Origin of the sequence: Acetobacter fabarum (assembly GCF_022483405.1) — a bacterium.
Lineage (GTDB): Bacteria > Pseudomonadota > Alphaproteobacteria > Acetobacterales > Acetobacteraceae > Acetobacter > Acetobacter fabarum.
The window spans coordinates 2,264,165-2,279,738 of sequence record NZ_JAKVNI010000001.1 but is presented as its reverse complement, the minus strand read 5'-3'; the positions used below and the strand labels follow the sequence as shown (position 1 = coordinate 2,279,738).

Genomic DNA, 15,574 nt, shown 5'->3' with positions numbered 1-15,574 from the left:
GCGTCTGATGCGTGATATGTTGATAAAGACGAAAATTTATGTAATTTTCTGTCGTGGAATACGCGGAAAGGTATGAGCGTGGATCGCAGGAATAATCGTCGTGATACTGAAGGCTGTAGTGTTGTTACAGCCAACCGTCTGCTTGATGGCCGGATTGTCTGGCTGGATGCGCAGGGAAAATGGCAGTTGACCATTGGTCAGGCATGCCTGTTCCCCAATGATGGAATGGAAGACCTGCTACGTTCCCAAAATGCCCGTGCAGGGGCGGATAATGTGGTGGGGGTTTACGGTGTGCAGGTGGAAGAGACCGCGCACGGGCCGCGCCCCCGCACTACGCGCGAGCGTATCCGTGCCGCAGGCCCGAGTGTTCATGCTGAATTTACGCCCCTCTGGCAGCCCGCCCCCGCAGCTGCAAGTGGCTCCTGAATAAAACCCGACGGACCAAAACCATGCCCCACTCTCCCCAGCCCCCAGCAGACGTCGGCCGGTATGCGTATGACGCGGTTGACCGTACATTTCTCAAACAGCGGGTCGAACAGTTCCGTGATCAGGTGCAACGCCGGATTTCTGGCGCCCTGAGCGAAGATGAGTTCAAACCCCTGCGCTTGATGAACGGCCTTTACCTGCAACTGCATGCCTACATGCTGCGGGTGGCTATTCCCTACGGTATTGTCAGTGCCAACCAGATGCGCACGCTGGCCCATATTGCCCGGCGGTATGACCGGGATTACGGGCACTTTACCACGCGCCAGAATATCCAGTTCAACTGGATCCGGCTGGAAGATACGCCTGATATTCTGAATATTCTGGCTGACGCGGAAATGCACGCCATCCAGACCAGCGGAAACTGCATCCGCAACGTCACATCCGACCAGTTTGCCGGTGCTGCCCGTGATGAAGTTCTGGACCCGCGCGTACATGCGGAAATCCTGCGCCAGTGGTCCACCCTGCACCCCGAATTTACGTTTTTGCCGCGTAAATTCAAAATTGCCATTTCCGGCAGTGCGCAGGACCGTGTTGCCACCCGTTTTCATGATATCGGGCTGCTCGCACGTAAGGGGGAAAATGGGCGCGCGGTATTCGAGGTCTATGTTGGCGGCGGTCTGGGGCGTACCCCGGTTATTGGCGTAAAACTGCGCGATGACCTGCCAGAAGAAGACCTTATCGCGTATCTGGAAGCTGTTCTGCGCGTCTATAATGCGTACGGGCGGCGCGATAACATTTACAAGGCCCGGATTAAAATCCTTGTGCAGGCTCTGGGCCTTGGCGCGTTCCGTGATGAGGTCAATGCCGAGTTCATGGCCATGGATCGCAGCCGGTACCGTTTGCAGCCCGAAGTCGTGGCTGCCATTCGCGCCCGCTTTGCCACCCCAGTGTTTGAGGATGCCTCTGCCGGTACTGCCCAGCTGGCAGCCCAGACCAAGGTGGACCCAGCCTTTGCCGCATGGGTAGGCACCAATACCCACCCGCATCAGCAGGACGGATATTGCAGTGTAACCATTTCGTGCAAGCCTGCTGGTGGTATTCCGGGGGATGTTACATCTGCCCAGATGGACCTGCTGGCAGATCTGGCGGACCAGTACAGCTTTGGCGAGCTGCGGATTACACACCTGCAGAACGTGGTGCTGGGGCATGTGCGCAAGGATAGCCTGTTCGCGCTGTGGCAGGTGCTCAGCGCCAATGGTCTGGGCACGGCCAATATCGGCATGATAACCGATATTATTGCCTGCCCGGGGCTGGATTACTGCGCACTGGCCAATGCCCGTTCCATTCCCATTGCCCAGAAGCTGAGCCAGCGCTTCTCCAACGCAGCCCTGCAGCAGGAAATTGGCGCGCTGCGGCTGAATATTTCAGGCTGCATCAATGCCTGCGGTCATCACCACGCCGGGCATATTGGTATTCTGGGTGTTGATAAACGTGGAGAAGAAGCGTTCCAGATCACTCTGGGCGGTAATAGCGGGGAAGATGCTTCCATCGGCCAGATTATTGGCTCGGCCATGTCTGAGGATGAAACGGTTGATGCAATTGCCAGAATTGTTGATACCTATCTGGTCCAGCGCAAGCCGGGCGAACGTTTTATTGAAACCTGCCGCCGCCTAGGCGCCGCGCCATTCAAGGACGCAGCTTATGCCACTGCTTGAGAACGGTCAGATTGTACAGGATGGATGGACGCTGGTTGAGGATGGCCAGCCCCTACCTGATGGCGACATTCTGCTGCCTCTTTCCCGGTTGTCCGAAGGGCTTGGGCGGAATGGCAAAGGGCGTCTGGGCATTGTGCTCAAGCCTGACGAGCGGGTGAGCGACCTAAAGGAAGCCCTGCCCCGCCTTGACCTTGTCAGCCTGAACTTTCCTATTTTCCGGGATGGGCGGGCATTTACACAGGCCCGCTCCTTGCGCGAGCATCTGCATTTTGCCGGTGCCGTGCGTGTAACGGGGCATTTTCTGCCGGATCAGTATGAGTTCCTGCTCCGCTGTGGTGTTAGCCAGCTTGTTATTCCCGAGCAGAGCGATCTGGCGGTGTGGCAGCAGGCGCATGAGCGGATAACGGTTGCTTACCAGCCGTCCGTTCTGAACGAACGCCCGGAAGGATTTGCATTCAGGCGGTTCCTGACTCCCTGAGAGTATGGCTGTGCCACGGGTGTGGAAGAGTGCAAGCGGGCTTTTTCGATCCATTGTTGTGGGGGCCATCCGGGCCTACCTCGGGTTCGCATTGCGGACCACGCGATGGACCTTTAAAATTGACCCGCAATCCTACCTTTACCTGACCAGTCAGGAGGGGCGGACAGCCGTTGTGGCTTTCTGGCATGAGGTGCTGCCCCTAACTCCCGCCCTGTGGTGGTGGGCTGAGCGCCAGAATCCTGCAGTGCATCTGCGGGTTCTGGTGAGCCGCAATAGCGATGGCCGGGTGATAGCCGATGTGGTTGCGCCGTGGCGGATCTGGTCCATAGCCGGTTCATCAAATACAAGAGGTAAAAGTAAGGGGGGCGCTGCGGCCATGCTGCGTATGCGCGCCAGCCTGCTGCATGGCTGCCTGGTTGCCATTACCCCCGATGGACCATGTGGGCCACGCAGGCAGACGCAGCAGGGGGCCGAAGCGCTGGCGCGGCTGGTGGGCAAACCTGTCATTCCCATGGGGGCATCCTGCCGGGCCATACGGCTTAAATCATGGGATAAAATGTTTTTTCCCCTTCCTTTTGGGCGCGGTGTGTTTGTGAGTGGTGCACCTTTGTGGCCTACCCCGGATTGCCAGATGCAGGATCCGGCCTTTAACCTGCAAACCCACATGAACAACCTTATGGAGCAGGCTCAGGTGGAGCAGCAGCACGCAGCCGCCGGGCATATTGCTCTCAGGCCGCAGGTCACATGCCCTTCGCATATATGGAAAGGTGTGGGGGCGTTGCTGGCACCAGCCCTTCCGCTTTATCTGCGCTGGCGGCAGAGCAAGGGGAAGGAAGTCGCCGGCCGGGTGCGCGAAAAAATGGGTTTTGCCACCTGCCCTCGCCCGTCTGGCAAACTCTTGTGGTTTCATGCCGCCAGTGTGGGAGAGGCTTTGTCTATTCTGCCGCTGGTGCAGGCTTGTTTGCGGCAGAACGCACATATTACTGTACTGGTGACAACGGGCACGGTTACAGCCAGCACCATTGTGGCGCAGCGCTTTGCGCACGACCGGGTTGTACATCAGTTCATGCCCTTGGATGTGCCAAGGTGGTGCCAGCGGTTTTTAAACCATTGGGCACCACAGGCCGCTGTTTTTACCGAGAGTGAGTTGTGGCCCACGGTACTGGGGGCATGCCACGCCCGTAACCTGCCTGTAGTGCTGGTCAACGGGCGGATGTCTGCATCGTCCTTCCGGTTCTGGCAGCGTGTGCCCGGTGTTGCGCAGCGGATGTTGGCCCCGTTCGCATGGGTTTCTGCCCGGACGGAGGAGGATGCACAGCGCCTGCGGTCTTTGGGAGCGCTCTCACAACTCTCTCCGGGAGACCTGAAAACCGCGGCTCCTCCTTTGCCCGTGGATGCTCAGGCTCTGGCCGATTTGCGGGTAGTTATAGGGGAACGCCCCGTATTTGTAGCCGCCTCCACCCATGCGGGGGAGGAGGGGGTCATAACGCGTGCAGCACACATTATTCGCCAGACATACCCCAACCTGCTGAGCATTATTGTGCCGCGCCACCCCGAGCGCGGGGCAGACATCGCATCCCGTTTAAACTCAGCGCCAAGGCGGGCGCAGAATGCTCTCCCCACAGAGCGGGATGCTTTTTGGGTGTGTGATACGCTGGGCGAACTGGGACTATTCTTCAGGCTGGGGGATTGTACCTTTATTGGCAACAGCCTACCGGTCTGCCCCGGTGGAGGACATAACCCGTTTGAGCCCGCACGCCTTGGCTGTGCTGTAGTAACAGGCCCGCGGGTCCATAATTTTGAGGAGGCCTATCAGGCACTGCATGAGTGCGTGCAGGTTGTGCACGATGAGCAGTCTCTGGCCGCATGGGTTGTAAAGATGCTCTCCTGCCCTGATGAGCGGGCTGTGCTGGCACAGCAGGCACAGGTCGTGGCAACGGTTAACGCAACCCTGCCCGATGATCTGGCCCACCAGATTCTGGAACTCATATGGTAAGGCTGACCCCTCCTGCATTCTGGGGCAATCCTCAGGCCCGCTTCTGGCCCACGCTGCTCGCGCCCCTGGCATGGGGTGTTGCGGGTATTGCGCGCAGCAGAATGCGCAGGCCGGGCCGGCAGGCTCCCGTGCCGGTCTTGTGCTGCGGCAATGTGAGTGTGGGGGGCGTGGGCAAAACCACGGTGGTTATTGATCTGGTGCAGCGCCTGAGCGCGCGGGGGCGTAACCCGCATGTGTTGACGCGTGGTTACGGTGGGCGTGAGGCCAATGGCATCCGGGTTAACCCTGCCCGGCACACTGCGCGGCAGGTGGGAGATGAGCCGTTATTGCTGGCGGAGTATTGCCCTGTCTGGGTTGGTGGGGACCGTAGTGTTACCGCACGCCATGCCGTGCAGGCCGGGGCAGATTGCCTGATTATGGATGATGGGTTTCAAAACCCGTCTTTGCAGAAAACCTTCTCGCTTCTGGTTGTGGATGGGGCAGTGGGGTTTGGGAATGGGCGCGTCCTCCCTGCAGGCCCACTGCGTGAGAGGGTCGGGGATGCTATGGCCCGAGCCGATGCACTGCTGGTGATCGGGGCGGACCAGACCGGAGCTGTTGAGCATACGGCTGTCCTGCCCGTTTTATGGGCTGATCTGGAACAGTGTGCTATTCCACCAAGTGTTGTGCACCGCCCATGTGTGGCGTTTGCAGGCATTGGCCGACCGGAGAAGTTTTTTAAGGGTTTGCAAGGGGTTGGTTTAAGCCTTGCCCGCGCCCTTCCTTACCCCGACCATTACGCGTATAAACGGCGTGATATAGAGCGGCTTCTGGCATTGGCCAACCGGCTGGACGCACAACTTGTTACAACCCCCAAGGATGCCATGCGCCTGCCCCCCGATTTTCGTAAAAATGTGGCTGAGGTTGGCGTGCGGCTGGTCTGGCAGGACCCAACGGTGCCTGAACGCCTGCTGGATATGTTTCTGGCCGCCCCGGCATGAAGGCCCGGAGCGTGGCCGTACGTTATCGGCTGGAAGCCTGGGTAGCATTTGCCCTGCTGTGGCTGCTGGAGCGTTTGCGGCCTGACCATTCTTCCAGCCTGCTTGGCCTGTTGTGCCGGGCTCTTGGCCCGTGGCTTCCTACATCGCGGATTATCAGACGTAATCTGGAGCTGGCCATGCCGGAACTGGATCAACAGGACCACAAGCGCATTGTACGCGGTGTGTGGGAAAATCTGGGCCGGACCATAGGCGAACTGCCGCATCTTTCTGCCTTGCAGGAGAACACTCCCGCAGGGCCGGGGTTTGAGGTGCAGGGGGCGGAACATCTGGCGCAGCAGGCATTGCGGGGTGGGCCTGTTCTGTTTGTATCAGGCCATATTGGTAACTGGGAAATGCTGCCCCCTGCCGTGGCGCGGCATGGCACGCCTTTTGCATCGTTTTACCGTGCTGCGGCTAACCCGCTGGTTGACGCCCTACTCCGTTCGCTGCGGAACAAAGCCATGGGCGCTACGCCTGTTCCCCTTTTTGCCAAAGGGGCAAAGGGTGCTCGGGGAGCCTTGGCCTATGTGTCTGGCGGAGGGCGTGTGGGCATGCTGGTGGACCAGAAAATGAACGACGGGATTGAAGCCACATTTTTCAATCGCCCGAGCATGACTGCCCCAGCCCTTGCCGCCATGGCGTTACGTTACCGCTGCCCGGTTATTCCCGGTTATGTGGAACGTCTGGGGCCTGCCCGCTTGCGTATTGTTGTGGAAGCGCCGCTGGAACTCCCCGATACAGGGGATAAACGGCAGGATTTGCAGATACTGGTGCAGATGGTGAATAACCGCTTAGAAGAATGGATCCGTAAAAATCCATCAAGCTGGCTCTGGTTGCACAGGCGCTGGGCTAAAGAGCTGTACCGTTAAGAGACATTGCCGCAAGCTCGTGCAGTTCGGGTGATTGCTGCCATAGATGGGCTGCCACAAAAGCTGTTTATAAAAATATCAGACATGCAAACGGATGGCGCATAAAGCGGGTCGCCCTGCCACGGGCTTGGCGGTATGGTGGCCGCATGTGAATTTTTGTTGGAGTAGCCATTTCCATGCCAGCCCTCCCCAGCCCCGCCCTAGCCTACCGACTGGAAGCCGCCCGGGCTGTTGTGCATGATGCCGCCCGCCTGGCCATGTCCATGCGGCCACCGCCGGGCGGACCGCAGGGGGAGCTGAAGTCCGCACAGGACTGGCTGACGGAAACAGATGGTGCAGTCGAGGCCTTTATTGCACAGCGCATGCAGGCCCTTTTTCCCGAAGATGGCTTTCAGGGGGAGGAAGGTGGCGTAAGCCGTACAGGGAGCCTGCGCTGGGTTGTGGACCCGATTGATGGTACGTCCAATTACGCCCGTGGCCGTTGCCGGTGGTGTGTCTCCCTCGGCCTGATGGACGGGGACGAACCCGTGGCCGGTGTTATAGATGCCCCGGCATTGGGCGAGGTTTATACGGCATTACGTGGGTACGGAGCATTTTTGAACGGGAAGCCCATCAAGGCTTCCCCCATAAAAGACCCCGCCCGCTCCATGATCGAAATGGGGTGGAGTGGCCGCGTGCCCAAACCCGTGTTCATGGACAAGATGGATGCCATTATGGAACTGGGCACCATGCCCCGTTCTGGCGGGTGTGGCGCGCTGGCACTGGCCGATGTGGCCAGCGGTCGGCTTGATGGATACATTGAAATTGTTATCAACCTGTGGGACGTGGCCGCCGCCCTGCCCCTGCTGGCCGAAGCCGGGGCAGTTGTTTCCCCCTTCCTGCAAAATGGCGGGTTAACAGGTGGGGCGACCATTCTGGCAGCCAACCCGCATATTGGTCCTGTACTGGCCAAGGCTGTGTCCATTCCGCTGGAATAAAAACAAAACAAAAACTGGCCTTTCTCGCGCCACAAAAGCATGCTTTTTTAAACGCTAATTTACCGGACTTATCGTGGAGAAACCCGGAATGCATTTATTTAAACGGCTGTCTTCAGTTTCTCTGGTTCTGGCCGCAACCATGCTGGCTCCCGGCGTGGGGGCGTGTGCGCAGGCAGCGGATACTGCGCAGGCTACTGTTGATAAAGCAGCCCTGACTGTGCAGGATATTTTTCTGGGCGCAACCGGCCAGAGCGCCTTGGTGAGCAATCTGGCCAAGGCGCGTGCGGTTATGGTCTGCCCGTCCATGTTCCGGATGTCCATCGCATTTGGCGGTGCACATGGGGAATGCGTGCTGCTGGCAAAAGATGCGCGTGGTTCCTGGTCTGACCCCGCCTTTTACAAACTGAGTTCTGCTTCCTTTGGCATCCAGTTTGGCGTCCAGAGTTCCCAGATCGTTTTCTTCATCATGACGGATCGTGGCCTTCAGGCACTGCTGGACAGCCAGTTCCAGTTTGGTACCAATGCGGGTGCCTCTTTTGCCAACATGAGTTCTGCTGTTGCCAGTTCCAATGCTGGGGCCAGCAATACGGATATTCTGGTGGCACAGAAGTCTCAGGGCGTTTTTGCCGGGGCATCCCTCGGTGGGAGCAAACTGACTGTTAACAGTGATGAAAACCGGGCGTATTACAAACAAAGCGTTGGCCCGGAAGATATTGTTGTGAGCATGCGCGTTAACAACCCGGATGCAGACCCCCTGCGCAGCATTCTGATGCGTTATGCCCGCAGAGCGCAGACAGCTACCACAACAGCCCCTCGTGCAGCCGCTACAACGGATGCCATTGATAGTGACAGCACGGGTGCAACCGCTCCAAGCGGCGGGATTGTGCAGGAAAATCTTTCCCCTGCCCGTTCAGGCTCCCGCTAACAACATACTTGCGCAGATTGCACCAGCCACTTTACGCCTTGCGGTATTAGTGGCTGGTTTTTTGTTTGCGTAACAACAAAACATTATGGTTGTGGTCACCCAGTGTGGCCGCAAAATTATGCCCGCCCGCTCCATTCGCCACAAAATACAGCATATCGCCTTTTGCAGGATGAGCAGCAGCTTCCAGCGCAGCTTTGCCGGGGGAGCAGATCGGCCCCGGTGGCAGGCCAGTATAAACATAGGTGTTGTAAGGGCTGGCCGTCTGGAGGTCCGTGTGGGTCAAGGGTCGGTCCAGCGGTGGTTTTCCCTGCGTTATGGCGTAGATTACCGTAGGGTCCGTCTGCAGTTTCATGTTCTTTTGCAGGCGGTTGTAAAAGACACGGGCGACCGATGGCCGTTCATCTGGCAGGGCTGTTTCTTTTTCAATAACAGATGCCAGCGTAACCAGCTCTTGCGGGTTGCCAAGCGGTAAACCACTCTCTCTTTCTGCCCAGACCTGTTTTAATGTCTGCGCCATGCTGGTTTGCATATGGGCCAGCAGGTCCTTGCGCGAACTGTTGCGCAGGTAGGTATAGGTCTGCGGGAGAGTGCCCCCTTCCTCAGGTAGAGGGGTGTCCCCCGTTAATAACGGCGCAGCTTGGACCAGAGCTTGAATCTGCCATGCTGTCAGCCCTTCGGGGATGGTCAGCTTATGCTGGACAGGCTTCCCGTGCCGCAAAATCCATAATGTCTGTGCAATGGAGGCATAGGCGGGGAAGTGCAATTCCGCCGCATGCAGTTGTCCATCCCGGCGGGTCAGAGCAACAGCACTTAAAAAAACGCGACCGCTCCACCAGTTTGTGGGAACAACGCCAGCATTTTGTAGGGAAGATAAGGTCGTGGCATAGTTGCCGTGCGGGACCACAATATCCTGATCAGTGGATAACGGTCCGGGGCAGGTATAGCTTTGCCAGCCTAAAAAGGCGGTAAGCCCCATGCCGGCCGCAAGAACAAAAACGCCTCCTCCAGACCACTTGAGAAAACAGGAAAGTTTACTGCGGCCTGAAGGAGGGGAAGATGTTTTTTTACGCTTAGACGCCACGCACGATCAGGCTGGCATTTGTCCCGCCAAACCCAAAGCTGTTGGACAGGGCAATGTTGATCGGACGCTGCTGCGCTGTATGCGCCACGCGGTCGATCATGCTCTCGCGCGAGGGGCTGTCCAGGTTAAGCGTGGGCGGTGCCACGTTATCCCGGATGGCAAGAATGGAGAAAATTGCCTCCACAGCACCAGCCGCCCCGAGCAGATGCCCCGTAGCAGATTTGGTGGAAGACATGGCCAGCTTTTTGGCGTCATCACCAAACAGACGTTCCACAGCTTCCAGCTCAAGATCATCTGCCATGGTCGAGGTGCCATGAGCATTCACGTAGTTGATGTCGGCCGTGGTCAGGCCTGCACTTTGCAGGGCAGAGCGCATGGCGCGGTAAGCACCGTAATGCCCTTCCGAGGGTGCCGTAATATGGTACGCATCGCCGGACATGCCGTAACCGATGACTTCACCATAGATTTTGGCACCACGGGCTTTGGCGTGCTCATATTCTTCAAGCACAACAATGCCCGAGCCTTCGCCCATGACAAAGCCATCACGGTCTTTGTCCCACGGGCGGGAAGCCTGCTGCGGCGTTGCGTTAAAGCCGGTGGAAAGGGCGCGCGCAGAGCAGAACCCGGCAATACCCAGCGGGCAGACCGTGGCTTCAGCCCCACCGGCAACCATAACGTCAGCATCGCCAAACATGATCAGGCGGGCTGCATCACCAATGGCATGAACGCCGGTTGCACAGGCAGTCACAACCGAATGGTTGGGCCCCTGAAAACCGTATTTGATGGAAACGTGCCCGGATACAAGATTGATCAGGGCAGAAGGAATGAAAAACGGCGACAGCCGCTTTGCACGCCCTTCATGCACGGTAATGGAGGCGTCATAGATGGTTTGCAGGCCGCCAATGCCAGAACCGATCATAACACCGGTGCGGCATTTTTCTTCTTCGGTCTGAGGTTTCCAGCCGGAATCCTCAACCGCTTCCGTTGCGGCAACCAAGCCCATATGGATAAAGCGGTCCATCTTGCGCTGGTCTTTGGTTGGCACCCACTCGGATAGCGTGAGTTTACCTTCCTCCCGCGGTCCGTTCGGGACCTCCCCTGCAACCTGTGCAGGTAGATCACTCGCATCGAACTGCGTGATTTTACCAATCCCGCTCTCGCCTGCGATCAGACGTGACCATACGTTTTCGACACCGAGGCCGAGAGGCCCGACGATGCCCATGCCGGTGACGACAACGCGTCTCCGTCCAGAATTCATTCCGGCCGAAAGCAACAAACCAGCCCGCTCCCCATTCGACACATATCTGGTCCCTCAGCCATCTGAGGGACCATAACCCTGTAATTTAAGGCAGATGGCCTGAAATCAGGCGGCTTTCTGCTTTTCGATATAGTCGATGGCGTCTTTCACCGTGGTGATTTTTTCAGCGGCATCTTCAGGGATTTCGACATTGAAGGCTTCTTCAAACGCCATCACCAGCTCAACGGTGTCAAGGCTGTCAGCGCCCAGATCGTCAATGAAAGACGCTTCCGGAGTGACCTTGCTTTCCTCGACGCCGAGATGCTCGACCACGATTTTCTTAACCTTATCAGCGATTTCGCTCATCTGTCTTTCTATCCCATATGCCTGCCTACCGAAAATGGCAGGTTGTTCAGGTGTTTAATCCGCGATGGACCTTGTCGCTGGTAGAGAACCAGGTGGGTAGATGCCCGCCCCATTCCGGTCCAGCAGTAAGGTGTTGCGCGCGATTAGCACGTTTTATCTCTCCACGCCAAGGCAAACCGGACAAATACATCTGTCGTAAGCCCAAAACAGCGTGGTTGCGCTGCATGTGTGGCACATCTTAAAGCATTTTGCACCACCTGTTCTAGCGGTGCATATGCTTTTCGTGTGCTCAGGCCATCACCATGCCGCCGTTAACATGCAGCGTAGCGCCGGTTACCCACCGCGCTTCGTCCGATGCCAGATACAGCACGGCGGACGCAACATCTTCCGGCTGGCCAAGGCGCGCAAGCGGAATGGAGGACAGGAGCTTTTCCTTCTGTGCATCTGGCAGCACGTCCGTCATGGGGGTGACAATAAAGCCCGGAGCCACCACGTTGACCGTGACCCCGCGCGAGCCTGCTTCCTGCGCCAGAGATTTGCTCATGCCCACCATGCCAGCTTTGGCCGCGGCATAATTGGCCTGCCCGGCATTGCCGGTTGTGCCAATAACAGAGGCGATATTGACAATGCGGCCTGCCCGGCGGCGCAGCATACCCTTGAGTGTGGCCCGGCAAAGGCGGAATGGGGCTGCCAGGTCAACATTAAGAACCTGATTCCAGTCCTCGTCCTTCATGCGCAGGGCAAGCGTGTCACGCGTAAGGCCTGCGTTGTTGACCAGAATATCCAGCGGTGCGCCGGCAATTTCTTCTGCTTTTGCAATCAGGGCATCTGCTTCTGATGGCTCGCTCAGGTTGGCAGCGGCATAAAACGCCCCTTCCCCCAGTTCTTCCGCCAGTTCGCGGATAACGGCTTCACGCGTGCCAGACAGAACAACTTTGGCGCCCTGAGCATGCAGTGTTTTGGCAATGGCGCTGCCAATGCCACCGGAAGCACCCGTTACGAGTGCGGTTTTTCCATCCAGTCGGAACATGTTGTGTAAACCTGCTTTAGAGGGATTTCAGAAAGGTTTCGATATCCGCCGGGGTGCCGATGGAAAGGGTCGAAACTTCGGGGTCAATGCGTCGTACCAGACCGGACAGAACCTTGCCTGCCCCGATTTCTACAAACGTATCAACGCCCAGACCGGTCATTGTGGCCACGCTTTCACGCCAGCGGACGCGTCCGGTTACCTGCTGGACCAGGTTGTTGCGAATCGTGTCTGCATCAGTTTCACGTTCTGCGGTCACATTGGCGATCACGGGCACAACCGGTGCTGCAATATCTGCCTTGGCCAGTGCTTCGGCCATGGCGTCCTCAGCGGGCTTCATGAGCGAGGAATGGAATGGAGCAGAAACGGGGAGTTTGACCGCGCGCTTGATCCCCATTTCCTTTGCTATGGCAATGGCGGCATCAATCCCGGCCATTTTGCCCGAAATTACAATCTGGCCGCCGCCATTGTCGTTGGCAATTTCCGTGCTGCCGCTCTCGCTCGCGCGGGTGCAGACCTCTTCCGCCTGAGCCAGCGTGACACCAATAAGTGCGGCCATGCTGCCTTCCCCCGCGGGGACTGCGCGCTGCATGGCCTGCCCGCGCAGGCGCAGCAGCCGGGCTGCCTGTGCAACATCAAAAGCCCGACCAGCCGCCAGAGCTGCGTATTCGCCCAGTGAGTGCCCGGCAAGCAGGCTTACGCGGCCCGCCAGATCCAGCCCACCATCCTGTTCCAGTACGCGCAGAACTGCCATGGAAACAGCCATGAGTGCAGGCTGGGCATTTTCGGTGCTGGTCAGGGTTTCTATCGGACCTTCAAAAATCGTTTTTGACAGATGTTCGCCCAGAGCATCGTCAACTTCCTGAAAAACTGCACGTGCGGCGGGAAAAGCTTCAGCAAGCTCCTGCCCCATGCCAACGGACTGGCTGCCTTGTCCGGGAAAAGTAAATGCGTAAACGGCCATGATACTCACTGTTTCAAAAACGACGCCCAAAGGCGGACAGATTGCAAGGAATGGAAGGAAAGAACGCGGCAAAAAGCGGGCCATCTGTGCCGTGGTGGCCGCATGCTGCCCAGTGGTTCTGCCCTTCCGGCAGGCAAAAGTGCGGGCAGAATAGGGCCTGCGTTAACTGGGCACAATACGCCAGACCTGAAGGAGCCGCACAACCCACGGAATTGCAAAGGTTTTGCTCGTGCTGCAGCACGGTTTTGTGCGCAGGGTTCAGGCAAACCAGCCGGGCTTGGAGTAAAATGGTGCGGTGCGCGCAGGCCGGTAGTGCTGGCGATAGTAGCAGTGCAAGAGTGTGAGCGTATGTGACGGGTAAAGTTATGTGCTCACATACGCTCAGGCTGGAGAGCGGAGCAGAACACGATTCAGCCGTTCCAGAATACCAAAGCTTTCCTGCCAGACATGCTTGAACTTTTCTGCGTTCACGCCGCGTGTGGCCAAGATCTCTGCCAGTTCACCCACGGTTCGGTCTCCATCAATCAGGGGGAGAATACCACGGGTCTGGGGTGGGAGCGGAATAGGCACAACAAGCGTACCAAAGTGGAAGGGCAGCATGTTATCAGGCGTCATCTGCTTGGCCAGTTCCGCGCCCGGAATTTCGCGCATGATCGGCACTGCCTCTGGGTTCAGTGGATCAGGTTTTTCGGGGGCTGCATGTTTGCGTACGACATAGGCAACATGCGTTGCCATGTTGCCAGCAAGGTCCTCGGCAATGGCGGCCTGAGTCTGCCAAGGCAGGGTGGACAGGCGTGCACGCAGGCGTGGGTCGGGCAAAAAGAGACCCGGGTCGTACCGTGCTGGTTCCATAAGGGCCGTGGGTTCAAGCCCGGCCTGATCCAGCAAGGCCAAAAAATCGGTAATGGTGTAGGAGCGGTCTCTGGGGTTGAGGAGCAGATCGTAAAGTCCAGCATCCCCGCCAGAGAGATGATCCCCAAAATTACCGTTCTGGTGTAGCCATGCCGTTGCTGGCAGGGTGCGCATGACGCGGCGGGCCACGTCCAGCCGCTCCTGTGGTGACTGTGCGAGTGGTGCCAGTTTTTCCAGTGCGTCCTGCACCATGTACACGCCGGTACGGCCATAGGGCGCATAAACCATTAGCCCCATGCCGCCATGGGGGGCAAGGTGGTGCTCCAGAGTCTGGAGTGCCGCGACCGGGTCTGGCAGATGGTGCAGTACGCCGCAGCAATCAATATAATCGAATAGTCCCAGTTCAAGCGATTCCAGCTCGGTCAGGGAGCCCTGAACAAACCGGATATTGTTCAGTGAACGGGCTTTGGCACGGGCCTGCGCAATGGAAAGAGCTTTTTCTGAGCGGTCCAGACAAACAACTTCCGCCGGGCGCGCAACCCGTGCCAGCTGCGTTGCCAGCATAATTGCCCCATCGCCCGTGCCGCACCCGGCCACCAGCACCCGCAATGCCTGACTGCGGGGGCGTTGTGCGCCAAAAACCCAGTAATCTACTTCTCGCAGGTGGCTAGGGCTGCCAATGAGCAGCCGGCGGTTTTCGTCCTGTGGGTCGCGCTCCGGGTATGGGTATGCCTCGTACTGGGCGGCTAGCCCGGCATCGCGGTCATCTGCGGCTGTGTTGTGTGTCATGGGCCGGCACCTTTTTAGCGTGGCAGAAGCTTACCGCGCTGCCATGCTTCGGCAGCTTCATCAGCGCTCATGCCTTCCACCCGCATGGCGTAGTCCATGGCGCTGATGATTTTGGCGCTCAGCATCAGCTCATCCAGTTCGTCCACCAGATCTGTTTCCAGCTCATCGCGCAGCCCATCGCGGAGCAGAAGGGTTGCTTCCATCTCCCCGCCCATGGCTTTGTGGGGGTCGTTCAGAATACGCAGCCCCCCCTGATGGAACAGAAAACAGGGCTGGAACAGGGGCAGAAGGCTGGGCTGCTCGGCAGCAAGGGCGGCATTCAGCCTTGCCAGGGCTTCTTCATCCGGGAGTACCTCAAGGGTAAAACCTGCCTCTGCCAGATTGTAGGTGCGCAAAACCTGTTCCATGCGTTTGGCAAGGGACTGGGGCGTTACAATCGTGCGGGCAATGCCCTGCCCTGCCTGCGCCAGATCGCTCAGGGATGTGAGGGTGCTGTTCTCGTCCGAAATGCAGCAGCAGGCTTCGGGCTGGAACAGCCGGCCCAGTTGCGTGGTGCCAGCGCCAAGGAGGTCGGAATCCTCATCCGGCAGCCATGCGGCAACATAGATGTCGATTTCCCCTTTGTGCAGCAGATCAGCCAGAGCCTGCTTGGGGCCGGTTACAATTTCGGGCTCAATATCGTTGGCCTCGAGAACCCGAATGATGGTGGCCGCCGTCGCCTCATGAATGGTGGACTCAGGATAGGCGAGTGTCAGGGATGTCATTTCGGGTTCCTCTGGATCAGTCGGGACAGCAAGATGTCTGCCCTGTCCTTGCCGCACGGCAAAGTGCAGTGGCAATCCCTCAAATGGAA

At 58.1% G+C, this 15,574-nt stretch carries 15 protein-coding genes; 8 read left to right on the top strand and 7 right to left on the bottom strand.

The annotated features are described in order from the left end of the window. Positions 1-78: 78 nt before the first annotated feature. The 8 genes from LKE65_RS10620 (at position 79) to LKE65_RS10585 (ending at position 8,405) form a co-directional block, all read left to right on the top strand. Positions 79-426, top strand: coding sequence for a DUF2849 domain-containing protein (locus LKE65_RS10620; protein WP_095349145.1), 348 nt, complete (start codon positions 79-81; stop codon positions 424-426). 23 nt (positions 427-449) lie between these two features. Beyond that, positions 450-2,141 (top strand): nitrite/sulfite reductase, encoded by a 1,692-nt coding sequence (locus LKE65_RS10615; protein ID WP_278741317.1) that lies wholly within the window; start codon positions 450-452, stop codon positions 2,139-2,141. Continuing rightward, the gene (locus LKE65_RS10610; protein WP_086645935.1) at positions 2,128-2,619 is read left to right on the top strand and encodes a DUF934 domain-containing protein; all 492 of its coding nucleotides are present in this window, start codon (positions 2,128-2,130) and stop codon (positions 2,617-2,619) included. The genes LKE65_RS10615 and LKE65_RS10610 overlap by 14 nt, the downstream gene beginning before the upstream one ends. Positions 2,620-2,623: 4 nt before the next feature. Beyond that, complete coding sequence (locus tag LKE65_RS10605; RefSeq protein WP_278741316.1) at positions 2,624-4,615, top strand: glycosyltransferase N-terminal domain-containing protein; 1,992 nt, start codon at positions 2,624-2,626, stop codon at positions 4,613-4,615. 2 nt (positions 4,616-4,617) lie between these two features. Next, positions 4,618-5,595, top strand: coding sequence for a tetraacyldisaccharide 4'-kinase (gene lpxK, locus LKE65_RS10600; protein WP_408744101.1), 978 nt, complete (start codon positions 4,618-4,620; stop codon positions 5,593-5,595). Then, positions 5,592-6,503, top strand: coding sequence for a lysophospholipid acyltransferase family protein (locus LKE65_RS10595; protein ID WP_278741314.1), 912 nt, complete (start codon positions 5,592-5,594; stop codon positions 6,501-6,503). Before lpxK ends, LKE65_RS10595 begins: the two co-directional genes overlap by 4 nt. Positions 6,504-6,679: 176 nt before the next feature. Then, positions 6,680-7,480 carry an inositol monophosphatase family protein gene (locus tag LKE65_RS10590; RefSeq protein ID WP_095348857.1) on the top strand — a complete coding sequence of 267 codons (801 nt, stop codon included), beginning with the start codon at positions 6,680-6,682 and terminating at the stop codon, positions 7,478-7,480. Between the two features lie 88 nt (positions 7,481-7,568). Next, positions 7,569-8,405: a lipid-binding SYLF domain-containing protein gene (locus tag LKE65_RS10585; RefSeq protein ID WP_278741313.1), complete on the top strand. Its 837-nt coding sequence runs from the start codon at positions 7,569-7,571 to the stop codon at positions 8,403-8,405. Positions 8,406-8,451: 46 nt separating this feature from the next. On the opposite strand, the gene mltG is transcribed toward LKE65_RS10585, so the two are convergent. The 7 genes from mltG to LKE65_RS10550 form a co-directional block, all read right to left on the bottom strand. Beyond that, positions 8,452-9,486, bottom strand: coding sequence for an endolytic transglycosylase MltG (gene mltG / locus LKE65_RS10580; RefSeq protein ID WP_278741312.1), 1,035 nt, complete (start codon positions 9,484-9,486; stop codon positions 8,452-8,454). Then, a complete protein-coding gene (gene fabF / locus LKE65_RS10575) occupies positions 9,476-10,744 on the bottom strand; it encodes a beta-ketoacyl-ACP synthase II (RefSeq protein ID WP_278741311.1) in 1,269 nt (422 codons plus the stop codon). Before fabF ends, mltG begins: the two co-directional genes overlap by 11 nt. A 105-nt stretch (positions 10,745-10,849) precedes the next feature. Further along, positions 10,850-11,089 (bottom strand): acyl carrier protein, encoded by a 240-nt coding sequence (locus LKE65_RS10570; protein ID WP_025825175.1) that lies wholly within the window; start codon positions 11,087-11,089, stop codon positions 10,850-10,852. A gap of 289 nt (positions 11,090-11,378) precedes the next feature. Further along, positions 11,379-12,119, bottom strand: a complete 741-nt coding sequence (fabG, locus tag LKE65_RS10565) for a 3-oxoacyl-[acyl-carrier-protein] reductase (protein WP_278741310.1) — start codon at positions 12,117-12,119, stop codon at positions 11,379-11,381. A 16-nt stretch (positions 12,120-12,135) separates the two neighbouring features. Beyond that, complete coding sequence (gene fabD, locus LKE65_RS10560; protein ID WP_278741309.1) at positions 12,136-13,080, bottom strand: ACP S-malonyltransferase; 945 nt, start codon at positions 13,078-13,080, stop codon at positions 12,136-12,138. 381 nt (positions 13,081-13,461) lie between these two features. Continuing rightward, positions 13,462-14,721, bottom strand: a complete 1,260-nt coding sequence (locus tag LKE65_RS10555) for a class I SAM-dependent methyltransferase (RefSeq protein WP_278741307.1) — start codon at positions 14,719-14,721, stop codon at positions 13,462-13,464. A gap of 14 nt (positions 14,722-14,735) precedes the next feature. Further along, complete coding sequence (locus LKE65_RS10550; protein ID WP_086645945.1) at positions 14,736-15,485, bottom strand: glycine betaine ABC transporter substrate-binding protein; 750 nt, start codon at positions 15,483-15,485, stop codon at positions 14,736-14,738. Between the last annotated feature and the right edge of the window lie 89 nt (positions 15,486-15,574).